This is a genomic window from Alcanivorax sp. MD8A (genome assembly GCF_002888555.1).
Classification (GTDB): Bacteria; Pseudomonadota; Gammaproteobacteria; order Pseudomonadales; family Alcanivoracaceae; genus Alcanivorax.
Map to the genome: position 1 here is coordinate 1 of NZ_AQOQ01000032.1, position 24,287 is coordinate 24,287.

A 24,287-nucleotide genomic window follows, 5' to 3' on the forward strand; every position below is an offset into this window, starting at 1 on the left:
CTGAAAGACTGAGCATGCAAGGAGTTATTTAGAGGCTCCTTCGCTCCCCACGAAAAACCCCCGCAGCTGGGCGGGGGTCAATGTCAGGCCTGGGAGTACCTTACTCCACAGGCCCGAAAGTTGGTTTCTCCACATCGGTGGAGGCCAGACTGATCGCCTGATCCATGGTTTCCACCATTTGTTTTGTATAGCGATAAATCAGAAACGGTACTGCGTTTTCGTAGAATTTGACCATGGACTCACGGATGAACTGCCATTTCAGCCCCACCTGATTCAGCGCCCGTGCCATGGCTTCATCCCCGGCATGCTTGCTTTTTGCAGCAGCGAGCATCTTTTCGAATTGGGGAACCGCATCCTTGAACTCAAGGCGGCCTTCATCGGAGCCAGCAGCCATGCCACCCGAAGGATCCGCTGCCAGGTTGAGATATTCAGAGGTCATCCGCTGCAGATACGCCGCCAGCTCACGCACATCGTCGTACTGACCGCTCTTTGCCTCACCAAAGGCCTCCATCTTTTCAACCATGATGGCGGGCAATTCATTCACATCCTGAATGATATAGGCGTTAGTAAACCCCTGCTCTGCCATGGTGTTACCACTGGCGGCATCTTCGTAGATCTGCCAGTCCTTTTCCAGCGCCATTACCAGATCCCTCTCTTCACTGCCCTCGGCATCACCATTGAGGGAGGCCAGAGCGGCTTGCGCACGGGAAATAGAGCGGTCCAGGTCTGACGCATAGGCATCGCTGCCGGTCATGACCGTCAGCATGTGAAAATCGGTACGGACCTGCCATAACGAGAGTTCGAATTCTTCGAGTTCTGCGGTGGAAATGGCTGCCATGCCCTGGGCCGGCAACAGGGTGATCGCCAACAGGCTGCCCAGTAGTCGCTTAGCCATAAGTTCTCCCTTTCTGATCTCGTTGTTCTGTTCTTTTGTTATACGGAGCCGCCCCATCTGACCCCAATTAAGTAAACACTATCACAGTTTTTATGAGAAATAGGAGTCTACAAGTATTCCTTGCCGACAGGCAGGGGCGGCACGGCTCCGGGTGGTAGCAAGCTCAAACCTTGCGCGATCCATTCCGGTCGCAACCATTGCAGGATAACCAGAGTGGTTACCGCAAGCAAAGTCAGCACGTTCCATAACCAGAACAGACCACCAAACACCTTCACCAACACACTGGGTGGCGGATTGGGCGTTCCGTAGCGATTCATCATGCTGCTGCCGTCCGCCAGGTAGAGGTAAAGCTGGAACGGCACATTCAAGAGCGGAATCAATGCGACCAACACCCACCAACCACTTCGGTCAATATCATGGAGGCGGCGGACCATCAGCCCGAACAGGTAGAGGGTCAGCACCAGCCCCACCAGCCCGGTGGCGACGATCCACACCACATCGGGTACCGACGGTAGCGCCGATACCACCCAGGACAGGGCAATCAATAGCATCCCTATCAGGCTGGAACAGAATTGATAACACGCATAGCGGAGCCGACCGAGCCGCTGCGTCAGACTGAGGGGCGAAATCGGCTCATACACAATGGTGCCGTTGCCCAGGTAACCCGGCTTGATATCCGGCCCTTTGTACAGGTTTTCCATGGCCAGCCTTACTCCTCACCCTGTTCCGATCGCCACTGGCGGTACTGCTCGATATCACCACGACATTGTCTCGCCGCCCGTGCCAATACCCCCGCATCATCCAGCAATCCCAGTGCGATGATGGGATCAGGGATCGCATCCAGCGGAATCAGGAAGTACACCAGCGCGGCTGCCAGACTGACCAGCGTCGACCAGGGCACCTGCCGATATCGGCCGGTAGCCCAGTCGTACAGCATGACGGCGAAGAGACGGACATCACCCGCCGCATCGCCAAGACGCGCCTTGAGCTTGTCGCCCCGTTGCAGCGCCAGACGAGCCAGCCAGCGAGTGGCCGATACCGAACGCAGAATGCGTTCAGCGCGGCGTCGTGCGAAGGAAAGATCAGCCATTGAGCTCGTGGAACAGGGCGCGATATTCCTCGGTGAGTTTGTGCTTGGGCTGCAAATTCACCAGCGGTGTGGCCCGCTCATGGGACTCACGCATCACGACACTGGAAGACAGCTTGTTCTCGAGAATCGGCAAGCCCTCTTCCTGCAACGACGCGACCAGTTCCTGGGGCAACCGGGCCCGAGGTTGGAACTGGTTGACGATAATGCCTTCAACCTGAAGCTCATCATTATGGTCTTCCCGGGCCTCCTGGATGTTTTCCAGCAGCGTATAAAGCGCCTTGCGGGAGAACGCATCACAGTCAAACGGAATCAGAACCTTGTCCGCGGCAATCAGGGCCGAGAGCGTGTAGAAGTTATAGGCTGGCGGGGTATCCACAAAGATGTTGTCAAAATCACGGGACAAGGTTTTCAGCAATCCCCGGAGTTTGTAGATCTTGTGTTTGGACTCGAGCATGTGCTCGATTTCGCCAAGTTCGCCGTTGGAGGGCAAGACGAACAGGTTCTCGAACGGAGTGGCGTGAACATAATCGCGTGGCTCTTTTTCTTTCAGGCGAAACGACAGCGTCTGGCCGAAGAAGGTGCCGATGTTAGGCTTGGGGCCTTCTCCGCCACTGTAGGCCTCCATCCCCAACAGGTACTGACTGGCATTACACTGGGGGTCGAGATCAACAACCAGGGTGCGGTTCCCCTCCGCAGCACTGATCGCGGCCAGATTGACGGTAATACTGGATTTACCCACTCCGCCCTTCTGGTTAAACACCACACGACGCATTCCTTGTTCTCCTTAAACTGCCGGATATTGGCCAGCCGTGGCTGACAAGCTTTGAGCCGAATCATACACAGCTACCGGCAAGCCTCACAGTGCTGAACTGCCGCGGTTATCCAGTCACTGCAGTCTTCCACAGATACTGTGGATAACTCATTGGACAACGCTGGGAGAAACCGCTGCAGGGCCGATAGCTGCACCTTCACCGCCGTCGTGATCAAAATTGCACCAGCACACACTAAACACGAAACGAAAATCTATATAGCACCCTTGTCCATGGTATCCACAGAGATACATAGTAAACACAATGTTGAGACTGGAGTGCCATCATGAGCCAGCCGTTCTGCACCATCCCCGCTGACAGCGAGCTGAAGGCCATTCGTGGTGACCGGGGTCTGCCCCTGATCGGGCTGACCCTGTCATTCATGAAAGACCCCATCAATTTGATGCGCAAGCGTTATGACCGCTATGGCCCGATTTCCTGGGCCAGTGTCTTTGGCATGCGCATGGTTCACATGGTAGGCCCGGACGCCAACCAGTTTGTGATGCTTAACCGCGGTGACTTGTTCTCAAACCATCAAGGTTGGGACTATTTCATTGGCAAGTTTTTCCACCGCGGCATCATGCTGCTGGATTTCGAGGAACACCGCTGGCACCGCAAGATCATGCAGCAGGCATTTAACCGCGATGTACTGCGGGGCTATCTTCAGCGCATGGGGCCGCATATTACCCAGGGCATTGAGCACTGGGACCGGGTACCGGATTTTCTGGTGTTTAATGCCATCAAACAACTGACACTGGATCTCGCCACCGACGTCTTCATGGGCTACGAACTGGGCCCGGAAAGCAAGGCCATCAACCAGGCGTTTATTGATACGGTACGTGCCGGCACATCGCTGGTACGCGCGAATGTACCCGGTGGTCGCTGGGCCAAAGGGCTCAAAGGGCGCAAGGTGCTGGAGCGCTTTTTCCGCAAGGAATTGCCAGCGAAACGGGCAAGTCAGGAATCTGATTTGTTCAGTGTGCTGTGCCATGCAAAAACAGAAGATGGAGACCAGTTCAGCGACGACGATGTGGTCAATCACATGATCTTCCTGATGATGGCGGCCCACGACACGACCACCATCACGCTGTCCACCCTCTTCTATTATCTGGCCAAGAATCCACAGTGGCAGCAGCGCTTGCGGGAAGAAAGTCAGGCCCTGAACAAGACCTGTATCAACTATGATGATCTGGCCAAACTGGAAGGGATTGGCCTGGCCATGAAAGAGGCCTTGAGACTATGCGCCCCGGTCCCCTCATTGCCACGCAAAACCGTCAGAGATGCCGAATTCAACGGCTACTTTATCCCCAAGGGCACCTTTATCAGCGTCAGCCCGTTCTTTACCCACTATATGGAAGAGTTCTGGCCGGAACCGGAAACCTTTGACCCAGAGAGGTTCAGCGAAGCACGCAGGGAAGACAAAATCCATCCTTATGCCTGGGTGCCGTTTGGCGGCGGGGCTCACAAGTGCATTGGTCTGCACTTCGCCGAGATGCAGGTCAAAGCGATACTCCATCAAGTATTACTGAATTATCGCTGGAGCGTGCCGGACAGTTATGAAATGCCGCTGGATACGACCAGCCTACCCGTGCCCGGGGACGGCCTGCCGGTCACATTACAGCGGCTCTAAGCCAGCAGGAAGGGAGCCAGCCTGCCAGTCATGCGAGGGCCAGGTTAGCGCCAGCAGGCTGACTCCCACTGTGTTTTTGGGGGTGCAGTGAGGAGGTGCAGTGAGAACTTGCCCCCTGTGGGAGCTTGCCAGCAAGCGATACGGCAGCAGTCGAGTCCAGCCACAATCAACGTGTAATGCGCTCGCCCTGACGCATCGTGACGAGTTCTTCCGCAGCCGTTGGATGGATCCCAACGGTGGCATCAAAATCTGCCTTGGTAGCGCCCATCTTGATCGCCACCGCGAACCCCTGGGTAATCTCGGCGGCATCCTCGCCGGCCATGTGCAACCCCAGGACCTTGTCTGTCTCATCATCGACAATCAACTTAATGAAACTCCGTTCCTGCAGCTCGCCAAGGGTATAGCGCATGGGTCGAAACTGGCTTTTGTAGACCCGGACCGCCCCACAAGACTCTAGCGCCTGTTGCTCGGTCATGCCGACGGTACCGATGTTGGGATGACTGAACACTGCCGTCGCAATATGTTCGTAATTCATGGCCACATCTGGCTTGTTCTGGCCGAACAGATGTGCGGCCAGCCACATGCCTTCAGCCAAGGCGACCGGGGTCAATTGTACGCGGTCGATCACATCGCCCAACGCATACAGCCCAGCATTGCTGGTCTGAAAATGCTCATCGACCTTGATAGCCCCGCGTTCGTTGAGTGCAGGCGCCGCCCCTTCAGCAAACAGTCCGTCCAATAGAGGAACACGGCCCGTGGCATAGAACACCTCATCGAACTCCTCTTCACCTCCATCCTGGAAGTGAAGTTGTTTCCGGCCTTCGGCTTCGGTGATTTTGGCCACATCGGTGTTGAACTTCAGTGTGACACCCTGCGCCGTCATCTGCGCTGCCACAAAAGCCCGAATATCCTCATCAAACCCACGCAAGAACAACTCCTTGCGATAGATCTGGGTGACCTCACAGCCCAGCCCATGCAGAATGCCGGCGAACTCCGTGGCGATATAGCCGCCCCCCACAACCGCCACCCGTTCGGGTAATTCGGGGAGATAGAACAAGTCGTCCGAAATTCGGACATGCTCTTTGCCCGGGAAATCCGGTACAAAGGGCTTACCGCCAACAGCGACCAATACATGCCTGGCCGTAAGGACCTGATCTCCCACCGAGACCCTGCCCTCACCCAGAACCGTGCCATGGCCCTGAAAAATGGTGACGCCGGCCTGGTCGAGAATACGCTTGTAAATGCCGTTCAAGCGCTCGATTTCCCGGCTCTTGTTGTCCCTGAGAGTCGCCCAGTCAAACGTCCAGCCATCAATCTGATAGCCATAATCGCTGGCCAGTGAAAATTCCTGGGGGAAATGTGCGCCATAGGAAAACAGTTTTTTGGGGACGCAGCCCACATTGACACAGGTCCCACCAAAAAAACGCTCTTCGATGATTGCCACGCTGGCGCCATGGCCCGCGGCCATACGCGCAGCACGGACGCCGCCGGAACCGGCGCCAATTACCACCAGATCAAACTCGGTTTTCACTGCTTACTCCTCGCAAATAGGGAATGTCAGGCAACTTGTTAGCTTTAGCGTTCTGATGCTCCGAACAGGGACTTGTTACGGTTTTCGGGTCTGCCACCTTACCAGTGTTGGTTGCTCACTGGGTCGCCCGGAAGTCAGATACTCTCCCGTAGCCACTTGGGGCCACAAATAATCCAGTGGAATGGATTCGCCGTTACTGCTGAGCATTCTGGCATGATGACGGCGCAATTCCCGCGGCTCACTGACGCCACAGGAATGGGCGATGGTTTCCACCTCTTTGACGAGATTGTCGTGGAAGTACGCCACCCTCTGTGATTTCTCTTCTGGAACCAGCCCTCGCTGCAAGCGGGGGTTATGGGTTGTCACCCCGGTTGGGCAGGTATTGCGGTTGCACTGCAGCGCCTGAATACAGCCCAGTGCAAACATGTAGCCACGGGCAGAAACACAGAAGTCCGCCCCGACCGCAATTGCCCAGGCCACCATGCTGGGATTTATCAGCTTGCCGGAGGCGATGATTCTGACCCTGTCGGTCAGGCCGTAGCCATCCCGTAAGTCCACCAGCAGGGGCAATGACTCCGCCAGATAGAGGCCCACATCATCCATCAGAGACATGGGCGCGGCGCCAGTGCCGCCGTCGCCACTATCTACGGTGATGAAATCAGGGGCGGATTCATGGCCTCGCTCATTAATAGCCAGGAACAGATCTTCCAGCCATCGAAACGACCCCAGCACACATTTGATCCCAGTGGGTTTTCCTGTCACCGCCCGGACATGGGCAATCATGGCCAGCAGGCTGTTGGCATCCTGCACATCGGGTTGGCCGTTGGGGCTGATGGAGGGTTCGCCGACGGGAATGCCACGTATCCTGCCGATTTCCTCCGTGACCTTTGCTGCTGGCAAAATCCCGCCCTTGCCGGGTTTTGCCCCTTGGCTGAGCTTGATTTCGAACATTTTAACCTGGGTATGTGCCGCAATTTTCGCCAGCTTGTCGTCGTCGAGGTTGCCGTCGCTGTCCCGAACACCATATCGGGCGGTCCCGATCTGAAACACCACATCACAGCCACCTTCAAGGTGATACGGAGACAGCCCGCCCTCCCCTGTGTTCATCCAGCAATTGGCCGCGGCCGCCCCTTTCGACAAGGCCTGTACCGCCGGTCGGGACAAGGCGCCAAAACTCATACCGGAGATGTTGAAAAAACTCTGAGCCACGTAAGGCTGATCACAGTGGGGGCCGATCATCAGCGGCAAGGTTTTGGCAGCGTTCTTTTCCAGCGTCGGGTACGGGCAATTCATGAAAATCACCCGCCCGGCGCCAATCTGTTTGGTCGACCCGAACGCAGAAGTGTTACTTAGGTTCTTGGCTGCACGGTACACCCAGCTGCGTTGCGCCCGGTTAAATGGCAGCTCTTCACGGTCCATGGCGAAAAAGTACTGACGGAAAAACTCGCCTAGATGCTCGAAAAAGTACCGAAACCGGCCAATCAAGGGGAAATTACGGCGGATGGCATGGGCTTTCTGGAAAAACCGGTCCTGTATCCACAGGGCCAGCGCCACCAGAATCAGCAACACCACAAGGGCAAGAAAACCCAGCTCCAGCCAGGCAATCATACTGCTCAACCAGGGTTGTAGCCGCTCCGGGAACATATTCTCTCCTTGTGACCTGCCCGGCACTTTGGCCAGATGGGCTATTGGGCCATCCGTCAGCCGGTAGTATGATATTTATAGGCGTCCACGTTAAACCCGGGATTTAACCATTTCATCGGTGAATGCTCGGCCACTATAAACGACGACGCTACCATGGGGGAAAGCGTTGCCGCTTGGCAGCGCATATAAAAAATACCAAGGCAGCACCTGCTGCCACCAAGGGTACTGGCCATAACAATGAACAAATACGTCCTGCTGACCCTGTGTGTCAGCAGCCTCATCGGATTGTCAGGAACGGCCGCTGCAGGGAACATCTACAAGTACCGTGCAGCGGACGGCACCATCCTGTTTACCGACCAGCCCCAGGAACGGGTTGGCGGTGACCACACGTTGCTGTCAGTACGGAAGGGGTGGAACTATCAGACCCGCGCGCTGAGCGATGCCGAACGTGACCGTTATGACAGCGTAATCACCCTCGCCGCCAGCCAGTACGGTGTCGAACCGGCCTTGATCAAGGCGGTTATCCATGCCGAATCCCTGTTCAACCCGAATGCCGTTTCCCGCGTTGGCGCTCAGGGCCTGATGCAACTGATGCCCGAAACCGCCAACTATCTGGAAGTGGCCAACCCCTTCGATGCCCGCCAGAACATCCTTGGGGGCACCCGGTTTCTTGCCTACCTGAAAGGCAAATTCACCGATCTTGACCATATTCTTGCCGCATACAATGCGGGCGAAGGCAATGTGCGTCGTTACGGTGGCATCCCACCGTTCAAGGAAACCCAAGCCTATGTTCGCAAGGTGAAACAGCTGAAAAGCCGTTACGCGCCACACTTCATCGTGGGCATGGGGGAAGAGGAAGTCTTCGCGGCGAGATAGGCCGGTGGTGAGCCATCAGCCATCAGCTATCAGCTATCAGCTATCAGCTATCAGCTATCAGTTTGAAAATCGCAACCCCAAGCCTGTTTCTTGATCTTCACGACTCATAACTCATAGCTGACAGCTGCCTTCAAGCCTTCAAGCCTCCACCCCCAACCACGGCCCATCATAGGCAATCCGATACTGGTCAAGACGATAGTTGGCGGTCAGGCATTGCCCGCTGCGCAAGGAGAATTCCATTCCGTGACCGGGGCAGCGCAACTGGTTACCGGACACGGTACAGCGATCAAGCGGGAAGTCGGCGTGAGGGCAACGGCGTTGCACCAACCAGGTCTGGCCATCCTCATGGATCAACAGCAGCTCTTCACGGCCGACTTTCACAGGCATACGCAGACCATCATAGAGCTCAAGCGACCGAATCAGTCGGTGAAACATTGACCGCCCTCCTTTTCGCAATACCCGCAGACACCAGCCATGACATGCAAAGCCCGATCGCAATGAAAAGGTTCATCACGGATTTTTGGGGGGACGCCTCCCACCCTTCTGTAGGAGCGTCGCTCGCGGCGCGATCCCGGTATCAAAAGCATTTTCACAAACAGCAAACCGGCCGCCCAGCAGTGATCTCTATACTCTCTGCCGTAAATCTGCCTTTGAAGATGCGGGCAATCGCGCCGCGAGCGACGCTCCTACGGCAAGCCGGCAGGCGTCAATCGGGCTTTCCCCTCAAATCTGTACAGAACCATAAAAAAGCCCGCTTGCGCGGGCTTTTTACTGTGCGATGAAGCGCCAGACAGGTCAAGCCGTGCGATTTACTCGCCGTGCTTACCCGCCAGGAAGAACCAGGTATCCAGCACTGAATCCGGGTTCAGGGATACAGAGGAGATACCCTGCTCCATCAGCCATTTCGCCAGGTCAGGATGGTCCGAGGGGCCCTGACCACAGATCCCGATGTATTTACCCTGCGCGTTACACGCATCAATGGCCATCTTCAGCAGCTTCTTCACTGCAGGATCGCGCTCATCAAACAGGTGGCTGACGATACCGGAATCGCGGTCCAGACCCAACGTCAGCTGGGTAAGGTCGTTGGAACCGATAGAGAAGCCGTCAAAGTTCTCCAGGAACTCATCAGCCAACAACGCATTGGTGGGCAGCTCGCACATCATGATGACACGCAGATCATTTTCACCACGCTTCAGGCCGTTCTTGCCGAGAAGCTCGATCACCTGTTCGGCTTCGCCAGTGGTACGAACGAACGGCACCATCAGCTCAACATTGGTAAAGCCCATCACATCGCGGACTTTCTTCATGGCCCGGCATTCGAGCTCGAAGCAGTCGCGGAAGTTCTCACTGATGTAGCGGCTCGCACCGCGGAAGCCCAGCATCGGGTTTTCTTCTTCCGGCTCGTAGTGCTTGCCACCGATCAGGTTGGCGTATTCGTTGGACTTGAAGTCAGACAGACGAACAATGACTTTCTCGGGGTAGAACGCCGCAGCCAGGGTCGACACGCCTTCCACCAGTTTCTCAACGTAGAAATCGACCGGATCGCCGTAGCCGGCAATACGCTTGTCGATGTTCTGCTTGATGTCATTCGGCATGCTGTCGTAGTTCAACAACGCCTTCGGGTGGACGCCAATCATGCGGTTGATGATGAACTCCAGACGGGCAAGCCCAACGCCCTGATTCGGCAGCCCCGCGAAATCGAAAGCACGATCCGGGTTGCCGACGTTCATCATGATCTTGAACGGCAGCTTCGGCATGGATTCGATGGAATTACGCTGTACGTCAAATTCCAGCTTGCCTTCATAGATCTTGCCGGTGTCGCCCTCAGCACAGGACGCGGTAACTTCCATGCCATCAGACAGCAGTTCCGTGGCATCGCCACACCCTACGATGGCAGGCACACCCAGCTCACGGGCAATAATGGCTGCGTGACAGGTCCGGCCACCACGGTTGGTAACGATGGCCGCCGCACGCTTCATGACCGGCTCCCAATCCGGATCCGTCATGTCGGTCACCAGCACGTCACCCGGCTGCACTTTGTCCATTTCCTTGACACTGGTAACGATGCGGACCGTACCGGCACCGATACGCTGGCCAATGGAGCGGCCTTCTACCAGAACCTTACCGGTCTGCTTGAGCAGGTAACGTTCCATGACGTTGGCATCAGAACGGCTCTTCACCGTCTCGGGACGGGCCTGAACGATGTACAGTTTGCCGTCATCACCATCCAGCGCCCACTCGATGTCCATGGGCATACCGTAGTGTTTCTCGATTTCGATCGCCTGACGAGACAGGTTCTCGATGTGTTCGTCGGTCAGACAGAACTTCATGCGGTCATCACGATCCACATCCACAATCTGGACTGACTTGCCAGCAGTGGCCTCAGCGCCGTAAATCATCTTCTGCATCTTGCTGCCCAGGTTACGGCGCAGGATGGCAGGCTTGTTATTCTGCAGTGTCTGCTTGTGAACGTAGAATTCGTCAGGGTTTACTGCACCCTGCACGACCATTTCACCCAGGCCGTAAGACGCGGTAATGAACACCACGTCCTTGAAACCGGATTCGGTATCAAGAGAGAACATCACGCCTGCGGCGCCCGTCTCGGAACGCACCATGCGCTGCACACCCGCGGACAGGGCAACCAGCTTGTGGTCAAAACCCTGATGCACCCGGTAGCTGATGGCACGATCATTAAACAGGGAGGCAAAGACCTCTTTCACAGCGACCATGACACTGTCGATACCACGGATATTCAGGAAGGTTTCCTGTTGGCCGGCAAACGAGGCATCCGGCAAATCCTCTGCGGTAGCGGAAGAACGGACCGCCACTGGCAGGTCGGCATTGCCCTCGCCGATCTGCTCGTAAGCTTCACGGATGGCCTTGTCCAACGCAGGCTGGAAAGGCGCATCAATCACCCACTGGCGGATTTCTTCACCGGTCTTGGCCAGTGCAACCACATCCTCAACATCAAGAGCGCTCAGCGCTTCGTTGATCTTTTGGGTCAGGTTGTTGTGCTCGAGGAACTCACGGAAGGCTTCAGCGGTAGTGGCAAAGCCGCCGGGCACGGAGACACCCGCTGCCGACAGATTGCTGATCATTTCACCCAGGGAGGCATTTTTGCCACCAACGTGTTCTACGTCGTCTTTCCCCAGATCCTGAAACCAGACTACATATTCCGCCAAGGTTGTCTCCTTAAATACGTGTTACCGGTAGTATCCACTGGCAATGCCGGGTCGAATCGAGCCGACATTCTACTCAAAACCATCACGGTTTGCCCGCCCAAGTGACAAAAAGGGGCGCGACTTTCGGCATTTATATGGCCAATTCGCTGCCACCCAGTTTTCAACGCCACTATCCCATTGAAAATGCAAGGATAATTCATGCTTTGGGCTATCGGCGCGCAGTGTAGTGGCAACGCGTGGTCCGGACAACGGCCAATTCGTGTCATTCAGCCTGCTTTACGGTCATGGCAGTGGAAAGCCCGGCGTGGAGTCACTAGACTGCTACGACAAAACAATGACTTAGGCACCCCTTGCAGGGCCAAAGATGGCTCTCACAGGTGCCTGCTAGACAATTTTCCTCAGGGACGATCAGGGACCGTCGTGCCCATGATCGCAAAGCCAGCCCTATGGCCAGCACTCTCATGCGGGATCAGACATGGCACTTATCATGAAACGTACAGCCTTTTACCTCTCTGACGGCACAGGCATTACGGCCGAAACCCTTGGCCACAGTATGCTCAGCCAATTTGGCGATATTGAATTCGTTCAAGTCACCCTCCCCTTTGTGCAATCCGACCAGCAAACACGAGAGGCCGTAGAACGCATCAACAGGGCCCACCAGGAAGACGGGGTAAAACCGGTGGTCTTCTCTACTCTGGTGAACAACGAACACCGCGAGATTCTGCACAGCTGCAAAGGTATGGTGCTGGACCTGTTCGGCGCCTTCCTCAACCCGCTGGAGGAAGAACTGGGGGTTCGCTCCAATCACAAGATCAACCAGAGTCACGCCATCCGTGACGCCGACTCCTACCGTATTCGGATCAATGCCGTCCACTTTGCGCTAGACAACGATGATGGCGCCCGGACGCGGCACTACGACCAGGCTGACATTATCCTCATCGGCGTCTCCCGCTCCGGCAAAACGCCCACCAGCCTTTATCTGGCTCTTCAATTTGGATTATTTGCTGCCAACTACCCGCTCACTGAAGACGACTTCGATGACCTGCGACTTCCCAAGGCGCTCCAGGAACACAAAACGAAGCTATTCGGCCTGACTATCAACGCCGAGCGCCTTAGCGCGATTCGCAGTGAACGCAAGTCAAACAGCAAATACGCCTCTCTGCGCCAATGCGACATGGAACTGCGCGCCCTGGAAGCCATGTACAACAAGCACAACATCCCCTATCTGGATGCCACAGAGTTATCTATCGAAGAGATCAGTACACGGGTATTGGCGATGAAAGGCCTGAAGCGACGACTTCAGTGACTTTTTAAAAAGGGCTTATAGTAAATACTATAGACCCTTCGTATCAGAACGATTACTGCTGTTTCAAGGTGAGTGCAGCTCTGACCTGTCCAGCCGGAACTACAATAGTTCCCAGATTTTGGCCGCCAAACTCGACACGACCAATTTGAAGAGCATCTCCGGCACCACCTCCCGGTTTGGTTGCTAACGCGCCAATTTTCATATTGGTTTGGATACGCAACTTGGGACGATCATCACTTTCCGCTGTAGCTGAAAGCAGATCGATCTTGCCGCCACCCCCGACCACGTCTCCAGGTATCTCGATATCACCAGTGATATCTGCAAGCCTCAGATCTACATTCAACTTGTTGAAGTTCGGCTCAGCAAAAGAAATGTAGGAACCATCGTCATGGCCATGTCCACCACCTGTCGAGTTTGAAAATCCTCCACTTAGATTTGCAAAGCTAAGAAAACCGCCAAAATTAATATAGTCGCCAGAAAGTGCTGGAAGCAGTTTGAATACGAATTCATCAAATTCGAAATTCATATCAATATAGCTTCCATAGATTGGATACTTCATATACGGGATGTCACCGCCAGCAAACATACCACGCAACTGAAGACGAACTTCATTTGAACTAAGGCTCAAGCCATTAAACAGAGACAGCCCTACTGACAGATCGTTGGCAGCAAAAATGAGATCTGAACCAACGAGACCAATCGCCAAGCCTTGTACATCCGTGTCTGTCGGATGAGTAACCTCTGTATCCCCAATCATCAAATGCGTGCCATTTTCCCAACGAGAAAGATCAGGGCGGCCCTTTGCGTCTGCACCTCCAATAGTCTGGATGGCAGTTACCACATCCATAGTTATGCCCCCACCCGTTTGAGGGTAGAGGTAAACGTTGCTGCTGATATCACCCAATGTATAGATCAGCGCCCAACCCTCATTCACATCAAGGCCAGCTGCAGGACCTGCACCATCACGATAAGAGACGTTTGAGGAATACGCATGAAGCCCCCATTCGCGGGCAATGAGAGCCAGCCCAGAATTCGACGCAGGCACATCAATCACCTGAACAGGAAGCAACCCCCCTGTGCTGGATGAACACGATCCAGCCGTTATACCGAATGTATTCCCTCCTCCGTAGCAGATCCCACCAACCCCCTGGCCTGCCGAGATAGCGTCAAGCGTGATATAACCGAATTCGACATCCTTACGGCCCGGGTCCAGTGTACTGGGCAAACTCACGGGTTGGGTAAATTCAAGGTAGGACTGCTTTTGATCCCCTGCCACTTCAGGTTTGGCTTCACCGATAACAAACTGAAAATCATCTGCAAGGTCGAAGCCTAAGGAAGTCGTCAGCCCCCCCGTAAATGAATTGTCAGCAATCCAGGTCCCTTGCGGGCGCAATCTAAGGCCAACATCATCCAGTCCTCCACGCCAGCCAAAAAACAACATAGGGATAGACTCAGAGGTCTTCTGAAATGAACCAGCAGCTGTGTTCGCTTCATTTGCATAGATATCAAATGTAAGATTCAAATCGGTTCGCGAAGCTGGTGCGCTCTGCAGAAAAATTCCATCATTATCGATCCCAATCGTTCCTTCATGCATATCAAAAAGAAGACCAAAATTAGCTAGCTGTATTTCAGTACTGCCTGCGGCTCCCATACGATAAAACAAAAGGCCAGGATCATTAATTTCCCAGTTAGAGGGGTTGGAATCTGATGCATCCACATTACCGACATTGAGAATCAATCGCGCATTATTGGTAGAAGCATTAAACAAGCCCCCATCACCAATCATGGCAAAGCGACCCGCCGAATCAAATGCCGCAGCGCCAAATGAGCGAGTATCATCCGAAACAGAGAGGCTTCCAAACTGAGCTCTCATTCGATCCCAGGTTGCATCAATAGCCAACCCTGAACGGTTATCACTATTCGTAAAGGCATCAATCGCTACAGAAATATCCAGCAAATCCGTTGTTGCTGCCCCGTCTACCCCTATGGGAATAAGACGAAAAGAGTCATCAAGGTTACCGGCTTTCCCAAGATGGATAGCATTTTCATAAGATGGTCCTGTTGACCCTTCATCCATCACCCAACGAATCTGGTCTGCCTGGATTCCAGTGCTGGACTCCAGATTGAGTGTAACCCCATCACGCCCAGACACTCTCCCCATTTCATCTTCTGACATGGTTTCAAGTGCGCTCACACCAGTAGAGATGGAGGCTAATACACTGATTATAGAGAGCTGAAAAATTATTATTTTATTCATGGCATCCTCTCAGCAGAACAAGGTGTTGCCAAAACAGTTATCTGGCGGACTACTATTAAGTTCGATATTCTCAACTACCACACCTGGTGTTCCGAGAGCACCAAGACAACCGAAGAATCCACATGGAATATTAACATGGGGGGTTTGAATATTAATTGCTTTTACATCTGGCACATTCATCCACCAGCCTGTATTCGCTGTCACTGCGTAACCGCTTTTATCATAGGTGGGGTAGCTAACCCGCTCTCGTTGCAATGAAAGAAAGAAGTCGCCAGTATTTTGTAATTCAAAACCATGTACAAAGCTGAATTTCTCAACCATGTTTGCATAAGCAGACCCCAAAATACTGACAAAACCGCCTTCCAGCTCTACGGGGATACTTGTTTGTTGAAGGTATGTCATACGCGTCCCTGTGGTACGCGCATTGTCAAGGTAGTATGCGTCGCCCGCATTAGTTCCGTCACATGGACCACTTACACGAACCCAGCCAATACACCCCACGGTGTCACCAAACGCACCCACAGTCATAGGAACTTCAGTAGACAGTTCAATATTGAGGTAGCCACTAATTGCATTTAACCCCCCGTGACAATTAGGGTCATTTCCTCTGCAATTCACATTACCAACACCAAAGTATCCATTAGCGCTTTGTGAACCGACTTTTATACCGACAATTTCCCTTAGCGTCTTATCTCCATCATTTTTAATGGCAAACTCAAGATAAGGACGGGTTAAGAGGAAATCACTCGTAGCCGCATCTCCAGACCCGGGAATGCTATAGCCATCGGGGGAAGTCTGTCCGCACCCTGTCCCGGTACAGTTACCCATTAGCCGCACATAATCCATATCGATGTCACATACGGAAGCGTCGATCGCATCATTCGACCCACCGCAACCGAGTTTAAACTCATCAATATTCGCATTTAATGCCAGCTGGACATCCAGCCCAGCACGGTAAAACACGAAATTATTATACGGATTTGAGTCAGTAGTACTCCCAACAATCACATCCGAATTAATCAAAGCCTGACCAGTGACTGCAGACATGTCTTTGTCGGATAGAGGTGCCAATGCCGAATGGGCACTTGACGCCACCCCCATTGAAAACAGAAAAAACGCAGCGGAAGTGATGGTAGAAAAAAAATGAGAAGCAAAAGCCCGGACTAGCATACGCCACCCCCACCGGCAGAACATGTTGTTATTTTCATATGATTGAAGAGAATTCCGTTAATTCTGGCATCACCAATATTTACCGACGTCAGATTATTCGCGGTATAGGTTACATTGGCGCCAGGAGAGCAGCCTCCACCGGTATCACCTGTCGAACATGAGAGGTTAATCCCAGGCCGAGATGCATAAGCGGAAAAAGTGGAACTCGAGGAATTTGACTTAAAAATGATGCCGTCAGAAGTATTCTGGCGCTTCTGGGCTGTCGTCAGCCCCCCGCCATCATTACCTGAGTTTTGTACACCCCAGCGGGCATAGCCATGTGTGTTAAAGTACTCAGCGGGACGGTTATTTCTGTTGTAACCGATATTAGGATCATCATTGAGCCCATCCCCTCCAAGACTATAGAACTCATTATACACATTCGGTATGTTGGGGATCCGCGTGAGTTCGATAATAAAATTACCAGGAGCACCCGCAACATCATCCAGAGTTATAGCCTGGTAATGCAGCTGCCCCAAAGGAAGGTAGGCATCGACATTCTTGAAATACAAACCCTCATTATCATTGAAATTCGGTACTAGATGGAGTGCATCAGGGCTGTTACCCAGCTGGCCAACCGAAAATCTGAAATCGCCAGAAAGCGCGCTTTGGTAGACAATGCCGAACGTAGAATCCGCGTTATTCTCTGTTTTGAGCAATCGAAGGATTGCAGGTTTGCCGTCAGTTGTGACAGGCTTTCCGTAAATAATGGTTTGGCTCTGTAAAAAATCGGCCTGACTATGATTTGAACCATCAGCTGCAGGTGCCGTTGCGCTTCTCCCTACTTCAATTTCTCCCCAAAAGGCCCAGCGCCAAGGGGATGGCACAGAACTTGGTCCAATCAACTCAAGTACTGTAGGTCGATCGTTACCCGACAGCAGCGCACCTTGATAGTCGTAGCCCTCATAATCGAAAACACGAATCACGTAGGGGTTATAAACAGATGCAAAATTTGCGATGGACCCCGTACCCATTGGACATGAAAGCGGATCTGCTCCAGAACAACCATCACCGTACCAGTCCGTACCAGCACCGCCACCGGTAAGACTCAACCCATAATAACGAGCATCACCACGCTGCCACCCAGCGCTACCAGCCGTGCCTGTTAGCTCTATGTAGCTTGTTGGTGCCATGGCGAAACGAAAATCATCTAGGGCAAGTGCGAGCCCTGCCCCACTGATACCAGAAAGATCAGAGTCATCCAGAGATGTCATTGCCTGTGAGGCTCCGGCAATTACTGAAAACAGAATCCCTGAGGAAAGAGAGAATAGCGCTCCACAAAGTCGCTTATTACTTAATCGCTGAATAGGCATGGCTAGAATCCGAACAAATAAGCCTGGCCCTGAATGTCAGCACCAGCATAAGGGGAATTATTATCTGCTATTTTCAAGCCCAGAAATGAGCCATTAACATTCTGACTGTGCCCTGTAGCGCCATATTCAACAGCCATACCACCTATGCTAAGGCCAAGACGAAGGCTATCGTATCCATCGCTTTGGCGGCTCGTAGGGTTGTAGGTTGGGGCCGTAAAATTCCCTGCTGCATCACGGCTGCCAGGGGCTCGAATCATCAACCCCGCAAGGTCATCAAAATACGATGGAGGGACTCCTGAGGAGCCACAGTTATTTCCAGTCGGATCGATTAAACAGGTCGAACCGTCAGAATCCAAAAACTTACCCGGAGCGTAAGTTGTTGGGTCATTCCCAGCATCGACGAGGTAGCCCGCATCCAGAAACAAATTGTCCACCCGCATGCTGCCGTAGTAGTCCTTAATAACAAGCCACTCATTAGCTCTATTCGCAAAGCTAAGTGCCAAAGTACACGTCAGGAATGAACCATCATCGTAATTGCCGGTTCCACACCCAGAGATCGGGGTGAAATTATTTCCTGTGAGGTCAACAACACCATCCCCGTTCATATCCTGGACATTGATATCCAGCTCTATCCCAATGGAAATGCCTGACTGGCCCGCTACTGCGGCGAGTGAATTGTCGCCCATAGCTACCATATCTGCAGAGGCCATAGATGGAAGCAGAACAGAGAAGGCAGGAATCACATATCTGCTAAAGCTGGAATTGGGCACTGTGACCTCGTTCTTGTTATTCAGGCCCAAGCGAAAGTGAGCTTTTCGGTCAGGTCTGGTTATCTTTTGCCACATGATTACACAGTGAAATACGGTGCCGCAACACTTGTTAACATAAACAGTACACAATGGTTTGGTTTTTTGTTCTTTATATTCAGTAACTTAATTGACATATACGCAGCATATACCCTTTTGTGGACAGGCGTACTCATTACCAGAATAAACGGGGTGTTACCTTTATCTACACTTTTCTATAAATCGTATATGACCGACCGGTCATTATTTTACCCATCAAGGGGAGATTGGAAAGTGGCGCAGGGGGTGCAGGTGTGGAAGCACAAGAATGTCGCCTGCACGCAGAGTCCCGCATGGGGGCTGTGTTTGGTCAAGAGAAAACGCCCCTCGCCAGCCTGGCGGGAGAAGGATTCTAAACCGCAATACGCTATGAGGAATTTTAGAGAGGATGCTGGGAGCGGGGTGAAATGGCGGAGATTGGCTGACGCCAATTTCCGCCCTACCCGCTCGTTTAACGAGCAGTTATCAGAAGCAATCGCCGGGGATGCGGACGTTGCCTTCCATCAGGACACGGGCGCTGCGGCTCATGCTGGCTTTGGTGGCAGTCCACTGGCCATCTTCTAGCTTGGCCCCGGCGCCAACGCGCAGGGTGCCAGAAGGATGGCCGAAGGTGACACTGTCACGCTCACCGCCGCCGGCTGCCAGGTTCACCAGGGTGCCCGGTACGGCTGAGGCGCTGGCGATGGCCACGGCTGCGGTGCCCATCATGGCGTGGTGCAGCTTGCCCATGGACAGGGCGCGCACCAGCAGGTCGATATCCCCTTCACCAATTTCCTTGCCGCTGGAAGCCGCGTAGGCTTTCGGCTTGGAGACAAAGGCCACTTTGGGGGTGTGCTGGCGAGCTTCCGCTTCTTCAATGTTCTCGATCAGACCCATGCGCATGGCGCCGTAGGCACGGATGGTCTCGAACATGGCCAGGGCGTCCTTGTTTTCGTTGATATCGCCCTGCAGCTCGGTACCGGTGTAACCGATATCTTCTGCGTTCACGAAAACCGTGGGAATACCCGCATTGATCATGGTCGCCGGGAAGGTGCCCACTCCGGGAACTTCCAGTTCATCAACCACATTGCCGGTGGGGAACATGGCGCCCTCCCCGTCTGCCGGGTCCATGAAGTCCACCTGCACTTCGGCCGCCGGGAAGGTCACGCCGTCCAGCTCGAAGTCGCCGGTTTCCTGCACCTCACCATTGGTGATCGGTACGTGGGCAACGATGGTTTTTTCGATGTTGACCTGCCAGATGCGCACAACTGCAATACCGTTTTCCGGGATGCGGTTGGCGGCGACCAGGCCGTTGCTGATGGCGAAGGAGCCCACAGCCGCAGTCAGGTTGCCGCAGTTACCGCTCCAGTCTACGAACGGCTTGTCGATTGAGACCTGACCAAACAGGTAGTCCACGTCGTGGTCGGCCTTTTCACTTTTGGCCAGGATCACGGTCTTGCTGGTGCTGGAGGTGGCGCCGCCCATACCGTCGGTTTGCTTGCCGTAGGGATCCGGGCTACCAATCACGCGCAGCAGGATCTTGTCACGGGCCTCTCCTGGCACCTGAGCCACTTCGGGCAGGTCTTTCAGGCTAAAAAATACGCCCTTGCTGGTGCCGCCACGCATGTAGGTAGCGGGGATTTTAATCTGAGGTGCATGAGCCATGGTGTTGCTCCTTTAAAAAAACCCCGGCGGTGGTACCGACGGGGTTGGATATACAGAGGGCTGCCTGCAAACGAAAAAGACCGCCTGCGGGCAGACTCCTACGGAAAGGCAATGTGCGGGAGCCTGCTTGAGTGCGAAGAATCGCTTGCAGGCAAGCTCCCACAGCAAGAACCGCCTTAGCCCGCTTCCGCCATGAACTCTTTGGCGAATTTCTGCAGGATGCCGCCGTTGGTGTACACGGAGACTTCTTCTGCGGTATCCAGACGACACAGCATCGGGACACGTTCCACGTCACCGTTCTGGCGAGTGATCACCAGGGTCATGGTGCCACGAGGAGCGATCTCTCCTTCTACGTCGTAGATCTCGGTACCGTCCAGCTTCAGGGTCTTGCGGGTGGTGCCTTCTTCGAACTGCAGGGGCATGACGCCCATGCCGATCAGGTTGGTACGGTGAATGCGCTCGAAACCTTCAGCGGCAATCACTTCCACACCGGCAAGGGCAACGCCCTTGGCCGCCCAGTCACGGGAAGAACCCTGACCATAGTCCGCGCCAGCCACAATGATCAGCGGCTGCTTGCGCTCCATGTAGGTTTCGATGGCTTCCCACATCCGCATCTGCTGGCCTTCCGGCTCAACACGCGCCAGGGAACCCTGGATCACTTCACCGTTCTCGTCACGGCACATCTCGTTGAACAGTTTCGGGTTCGCGAGAGTGGCGCGCTGGGCGGTGAGGTGGTCACCACGGTGGGTCGCGTAGGAATTGAAGTCCTCCTGCGGCAGGCCCATCTTGTCCAGGTAGGCACCGGCAGCGCTGTCCAGCAGGATGGCGTTGGACGGAGACAGGTGGTCAGTGGTGATGTTGTCCGGCAGGATCGCCAGCGGGCGCATACCCTTCATCTCACGCTGACCGGCCATGTTGCCTTCCCAGTACGGAGGACGACGGATGTAGGTGGACTGAGGACGCCAGTCGTACAGCGGGCTGGCTGCGCGCTCACCGTCACCCTTCTTCTCGAACATCGGGATGTAGGTCTTGCGGAACTGTTCCGGCTTCACCGCAGATTTCACGATGGCATCGATCTCTTCATCAGACGGCCAGATGTCCTTCAGGTAGATCGGGTTACCCTCCTGATCCTTGCCCAGCGCATCTTTCTCGATATCAAAACGCATGGTACCGGCGATGGCGTAAGCCACCACCAGCGGCGGAGATGCCAGGAACGCCTGCTTGGCGTAAGGGTGAATACGACCGTCGAAGTTGCGGTTACCGGACAGTACCGCTGTGGCGTACAGGTCACGCTCGATCACTTCTTTCTGGATCTCGGGAGCCAGCGCACCAGACATACCGTTACAGGTGGTACAGGCAAAGGCCACCACGTCGAAGCCCAGTTCCTGCAGCTCAGGCAGCAGACCGGATTCTTCCAGGTACATCTTCACGGTCTTGGAACCCGGTGCCAGGGAGCTCTTCACCCACGGCTTGCGCACCAGACCCAGCTTGTTTGCATTACGGGCCAGCAGGCCGGCGCCAATGATGTTGCGCGGGTTGGAGGTGTTGGTACAACTGGTAATGGCTGCGATGATCACCGCGCCATCGGGCATCAAGCCCTCTTCCTCTTCCCACTCCTTGGCAATACCGCGGCTACCCAGTTCGGATACCGGCAGCAGTGCGTGCGGGTTGGACGGGCCAGCCAGGTTACGCTCCACCTTGGACAGATCGAAGTGCAGGACGCGCTCGTACTCGGCACCTTTCAGGCTGTCTGCCCACAGGCCGGTTTCCTTGGCGAATTTTTCTACCAGTGCTACCTGCTCATCTTCACGGCCGGTCAGCTTCAGGTAATCGATGGTCTGGCCATCGATGAAGAACATGCCCGCAGTGGCACCGTATTCCGGGGTCATGTTGGCGATGGTGGCACGGTCACCCACGGACAGGCTGTCGGCGCCTTCACCGTAGAATTCCAGGTAGGCGCCTACCACGCGCTCCTTACGCAGGAACTCGGTCAGAGCCAGCACCAGGTCGGTACCGGTGATGCCCGGCTTCAGTTTGCCAGTCATTTCCACACCGACGATGTCGGGCAGACGCATCATGGACGGGTTGCCGAGCATCACGTTTTCGGCTTCCAGACCACCCACACCCACGGAGATCACGCCCAGCGCGTCGACCATGGGAGTGTGGCTATCGGTGCCCACACAGGTATCAGGGAACGCCACACCGTCGCGAACCTGAACCACCGGAGACATTTTCTCCAGGTTGATCTGGTGCATGATGCCGTTACCCGGCGGGATCACATCGACGTTATCGAACGCCGTCTTGGTCCAGTTAATGAAGTGGAAACGGTCCGCGTTACGGCGCTCTTCCACGTCACGGTTCTTCTGGAACGCGTCTTTTTCAAAACCCGGGTGCTCTACGGCCAGGGAGTGATCCACGATCAGCTGGGTCGGCACTACCGGATTCACTTTGGAGGGGTCACCGCCCTTCTCGGCGATGGCATCACGCAGACCGGCCAGATCGACCAGTGCTGTCTGACCCAGAATGTCGTGACACACCACGCGCGCGGGGTACCACGGAAAATCCATGGTGCGCTTGCGTTCGATCAGCTGCTTGAGAGAATCCGTCAGATCCTCTGGCGCACAACGGCGAACCAGCTGCTCGGCAAGGATACGCGAGGTGAACGGAAGTTTGTCATAGGCCCCAGGCTGGATGGCGTCGACAGCCGCGCGGGTGTCGAAGTAGTCCAGCTGGGTGCCGGGAAGCTGCTTGCGATAATCAGTGTTCATAGCCTGGGACTCTCGTCGGGGACTCTATACAGGAGCTTGGGGAAATTGAGCCTGGGTAGGTGGAACTGTGGGAGCTTGCCTGCAAGCGAATACCTTCGTCTGCAAGCCGGCTCCCACAAAGAGCGAAACGCTAAAAAACGATTAGCCACGCTCTGCGATCGGAGTAACAGAACGCAGATCTTCACCCGTGTAATCCGCACTCGGACGGATGATGCGGTTGTCTGCACGCTGCTCCATCACGTGGCCAGCCCAACCGGTCAGTCGGCTCATCACGAAGATCGGGGTGAACAGCTTGGTCGGGATACCCATGAAGTGGTAAGCAGAGGCGTGGAAGAAGTCAGCGTTACAGAACAGCTTCTTCTCGCGCCACATGACTTCTTCACAACGTACGGAAACCGGGTACAGCACGGTGTCACCCACGTCGGCGGCCAACTTCTCGGACCATTCCTTGATGATGGCGTTACGCGGATCGGAAGTGCTGTAGATCGCGTGACCGAAGCCCATGATCTTTTCCTTACGCTCCAGCATGCCCATCATTTCTTGCTCGGCGTGATCGGCAGAAGTGAACTTCTCGATCATGTCCATGGCAGCTTCGTTGGCGCCACCGTGCAGCGGACCTCGCAGGGTGCCGATGGCACCGGTGATGCAGCTGTGGATGTCGGACAGGGTGGAAGCACACACACGAGCGGTGAACGTGGAAGCGTTGAATTCGTGCTCTGCGTAAAGGATCAGAGACACGTTCATTACGCGCTCATGCAGCTCGTTGGGCTTTTCGCCACGCAGCATGTGCAGGAAGTGGGCGCCGATGGAATCGTCGTCAGTGTTTTCTTCAACACGCACGCCATCGTGGCTGAAACGGTACCAGTAGCAGATGATGGACGGGAAGCAAGCCAGCATGCGGTCGATGGCTTCTTCCTGAGTCGGGAACACACCCATTACAGTAGTGTCTTCCTGCTCGAGGTTGCCCAGCATGGAACAACCAGTACGGATCACGTCCATCGGGTGGGCGTCAGCCGGGATGCGCTCCAGCACTTCTTTCAGTGCTTGCGGCAGGCTGCGCAGACCTTTCAGTTTGGTCTTGTAGGCATCCAGTTCAGCCTGAGTGGGTAGCGCGCCCTTCAGGATCAGGTGTGCCACTTCTTCGAATTCGCAGTTTTCAGCCAGGTCTTTCACGTCGTAACCGCGGTAGGTCAGGCCGGAGCCGGAAACACCTACAGTAGAAAGAGCGGTTTTACCTGCTACCTGGCCACGCAGGCCAGCGCCTGAGAGTTTCTTGCCTTCTGCCATT

The 24,287-nt window shown here is 54.6% G+C and carries 18 protein-coding genes; 3 read left to right on the forward strand and 15 right to left on the reverse strand.

Annotation, left to right across the window (positions count from 1 at the left end; translation table 11 throughout):
- Nucleotides 1–100 precede the first annotated feature (100 nt).
- The 4 genes from A15D_RS14025 to A15D_RS14040 form a co-directional block, all read right to left on the reverse strand.
- Nucleotides 101–895 carry a hypothetical protein gene (locus A15D_RS14025; RefSeq protein WP_102792441.1) on the reverse strand — a complete coding sequence of 265 codons (795 nt, stop codon included), beginning with the start codon at nucleotides 893–895 and terminating at the stop codon, nucleotides 101–103.
- Between the two features lie 107 nt (nucleotides 896–1,002).
- Nucleotides 1,003–1,596 carry a DUF805 domain-containing protein gene (locus A15D_RS14030; protein WP_102792442.1) on the reverse strand — a complete coding sequence of 198 codons (594 nt, stop codon included), beginning with the start codon at nucleotides 1,594–1,596 and terminating at the stop codon, nucleotides 1,003–1,005.
- Between the two features lie 8 nt (nucleotides 1,597–1,604).
- Complete coding sequence (locus A15D_RS14035; protein WP_102792443.1) at nucleotides 1,605–1,985, reverse strand: YkvA family protein; 381 nt, start codon at nucleotides 1,983–1,985, stop codon at nucleotides 1,605–1,607.
- The gene (locus tag A15D_RS14040) at nucleotides 1,978–2,757 is read right to left on the reverse strand and encodes a ParA family protein (RefSeq protein ID WP_102792444.1); all 780 of its coding nucleotides are present in this window, start codon (nucleotides 2,755–2,757) and stop codon (nucleotides 1,978–1,980) included. Before A15D_RS14040 ends, A15D_RS14035 begins: the two co-directional genes overlap by 8 nt.
- Before the next feature lie 323 nt (nucleotides 2,758–3,080).
- Here A15D_RS14040 and A15D_RS14045 point away from each other — a divergent pair, with 323 nt between their 5' ends.
- Entirely contained in the window at nucleotides 3,081–4,424 is a 1,344-nt protein-coding gene (locus A15D_RS14045) for a cytochrome P450 (protein WP_102792445.1), read from the forward strand.
- Between the two features lie 166 nt (nucleotides 4,425–4,590).
- Here A15D_RS14045 and gorA read toward each other — a convergent pair whose 3' ends face one another.
- Both gorA and A15D_RS14055 read right to left on the reverse strand, forming a co-directional pair.
- Complete coding sequence (gene gorA, locus A15D_RS14050) at nucleotides 4,591–5,955, reverse strand: glutathione-disulfide reductase (protein ID WP_102792446.1); 1,365 nt, start codon at nucleotides 5,953–5,955, stop codon at nucleotides 4,591–4,593.
- 75 nt (nucleotides 5,956–6,030) lie between these two features.
- A complete protein-coding gene (locus tag A15D_RS14055; protein ID WP_102792447.1) occupies nucleotides 6,031–7,599 on the reverse strand; it encodes an FMN-binding glutamate synthase family protein in 1,569 nt (522 codons plus the stop codon).
- A gap of 237 nt (nucleotides 7,600–7,836) precedes the next feature.
- On the opposite strand from A15D_RS14055, the gene A15D_RS17490 reads away from it, so the two are divergent.
- Nucleotides 7,837–8,475, forward strand: coding sequence for a transglycosylase SLT domain-containing protein (locus A15D_RS17490; protein ID WP_102792448.1), 639 nt, complete (start codon nucleotides 7,837–7,839; stop codon nucleotides 8,473–8,475).
- Nucleotides 8,476–8,613: 138 nt separating this feature from the next.
- Here A15D_RS17490 and A15D_RS14065 read toward each other — a convergent pair whose 3' ends face one another.
- A complete protein-coding gene (locus A15D_RS14065; RefSeq protein ID WP_022983830.1) occupies nucleotides 8,614–8,910 on the reverse strand; it encodes a Rieske 2Fe-2S domain-containing protein in 297 nt (98 codons plus the stop codon).
- Nucleotides 8,911–9,284: 374 nt separating this feature from the next.
- Nucleotides 9,285–11,657: a phosphoenolpyruvate synthase gene (gene ppsA / locus A15D_RS14070; protein ID WP_102792449.1), complete on the reverse strand. Its 2,373-nt coding sequence runs from the start codon at nucleotides 11,655–11,657 to the stop codon at nucleotides 9,285–9,287.
- Between the two features lie 487 nt (nucleotides 11,658–12,144).
- Between ppsA and A15D_RS14075 the strand changes: the two genes are divergently transcribed.
- Complete coding sequence (locus A15D_RS14075) at nucleotides 12,145–12,963, forward strand: pyruvate, water dikinase regulatory protein (protein ID WP_031225768.1); 819 nt, start codon at nucleotides 12,145–12,147, stop codon at nucleotides 12,961–12,963.
- 52 nt (nucleotides 12,964–13,015) lie between these two features.
- Here the strand turns inward: A15D_RS14075 and A15D_RS14080 are convergent, their stop codons facing one another.
- From A15D_RS14080 to prpC, 7 genes are all read right to left on the reverse strand, one after another.
- On the reverse strand, nucleotides 13,016–15,220 hold the full coding sequence (locus A15D_RS14080; protein ID WP_102792450.1) for a DUF6160 family protein: 2,205 nt from the start codon (nucleotides 15,218–15,220) through the stop codon (nucleotides 13,016–13,018).
- A gap of 9 nt (nucleotides 15,221–15,229) precedes the next feature.
- Complete coding sequence (locus A15D_RS17180) at nucleotides 15,230–16,390, reverse strand: hypothetical protein (RefSeq protein WP_146026891.1); 1,161 nt, start codon at nucleotides 16,388–16,390, stop codon at nucleotides 15,230–15,232.
- Nucleotides 16,384–17,742: a hypothetical protein gene (locus A15D_RS17185; RefSeq protein WP_146026892.1), complete on the reverse strand. Its 1,359-nt coding sequence runs from the start codon at nucleotides 17,740–17,742 to the stop codon at nucleotides 16,384–16,386. The genes A15D_RS17180 and A15D_RS17185 overlap by 7 nt, the downstream gene beginning before the upstream one ends.
- A 2-nt stretch (nucleotides 17,743–17,744) precedes the next feature.
- Nucleotides 17,745–18,512 carry a DUF6160 family protein gene (locus A15D_RS14090; protein ID WP_146026893.1) on the reverse strand — a complete coding sequence of 256 codons (768 nt, stop codon included), beginning with the start codon at nucleotides 18,510–18,512 and terminating at the stop codon, nucleotides 17,745–17,747.
- Between the two features lie 540 nt (nucleotides 18,513–19,052).
- On the reverse strand, nucleotides 19,053–20,231 hold the full coding sequence (gene prpF / locus A15D_RS14095; protein ID WP_102792453.1) for a 2-methylaconitate cis-trans isomerase PrpF: 1,179 nt from the start codon (nucleotides 20,229–20,231) through the stop codon (nucleotides 19,053–19,055).
- A 176-nt stretch (nucleotides 20,232–20,407) separates the two neighbouring features.
- A complete protein-coding gene (gene acnD, locus A15D_RS14100) occupies nucleotides 20,408–22,999 on the reverse strand; it encodes a Fe/S-dependent 2-methylisocitrate dehydratase AcnD (RefSeq protein WP_102792454.1) in 2,592 nt (863 codons plus the stop codon).
- Nucleotides 23,000–23,140: 141 nt separating this feature from the next.
- Nucleotides 23,141–24,286, reverse strand: a complete 1,146-nt coding sequence (gene prpC / locus A15D_RS14105) for a 2-methylcitrate synthase (RefSeq protein WP_102792455.1) — start codon at nucleotides 24,284–24,286, stop codon at nucleotides 23,141–23,143.
- Nucleotide 24,287 lies beyond the last annotated feature (1 nt).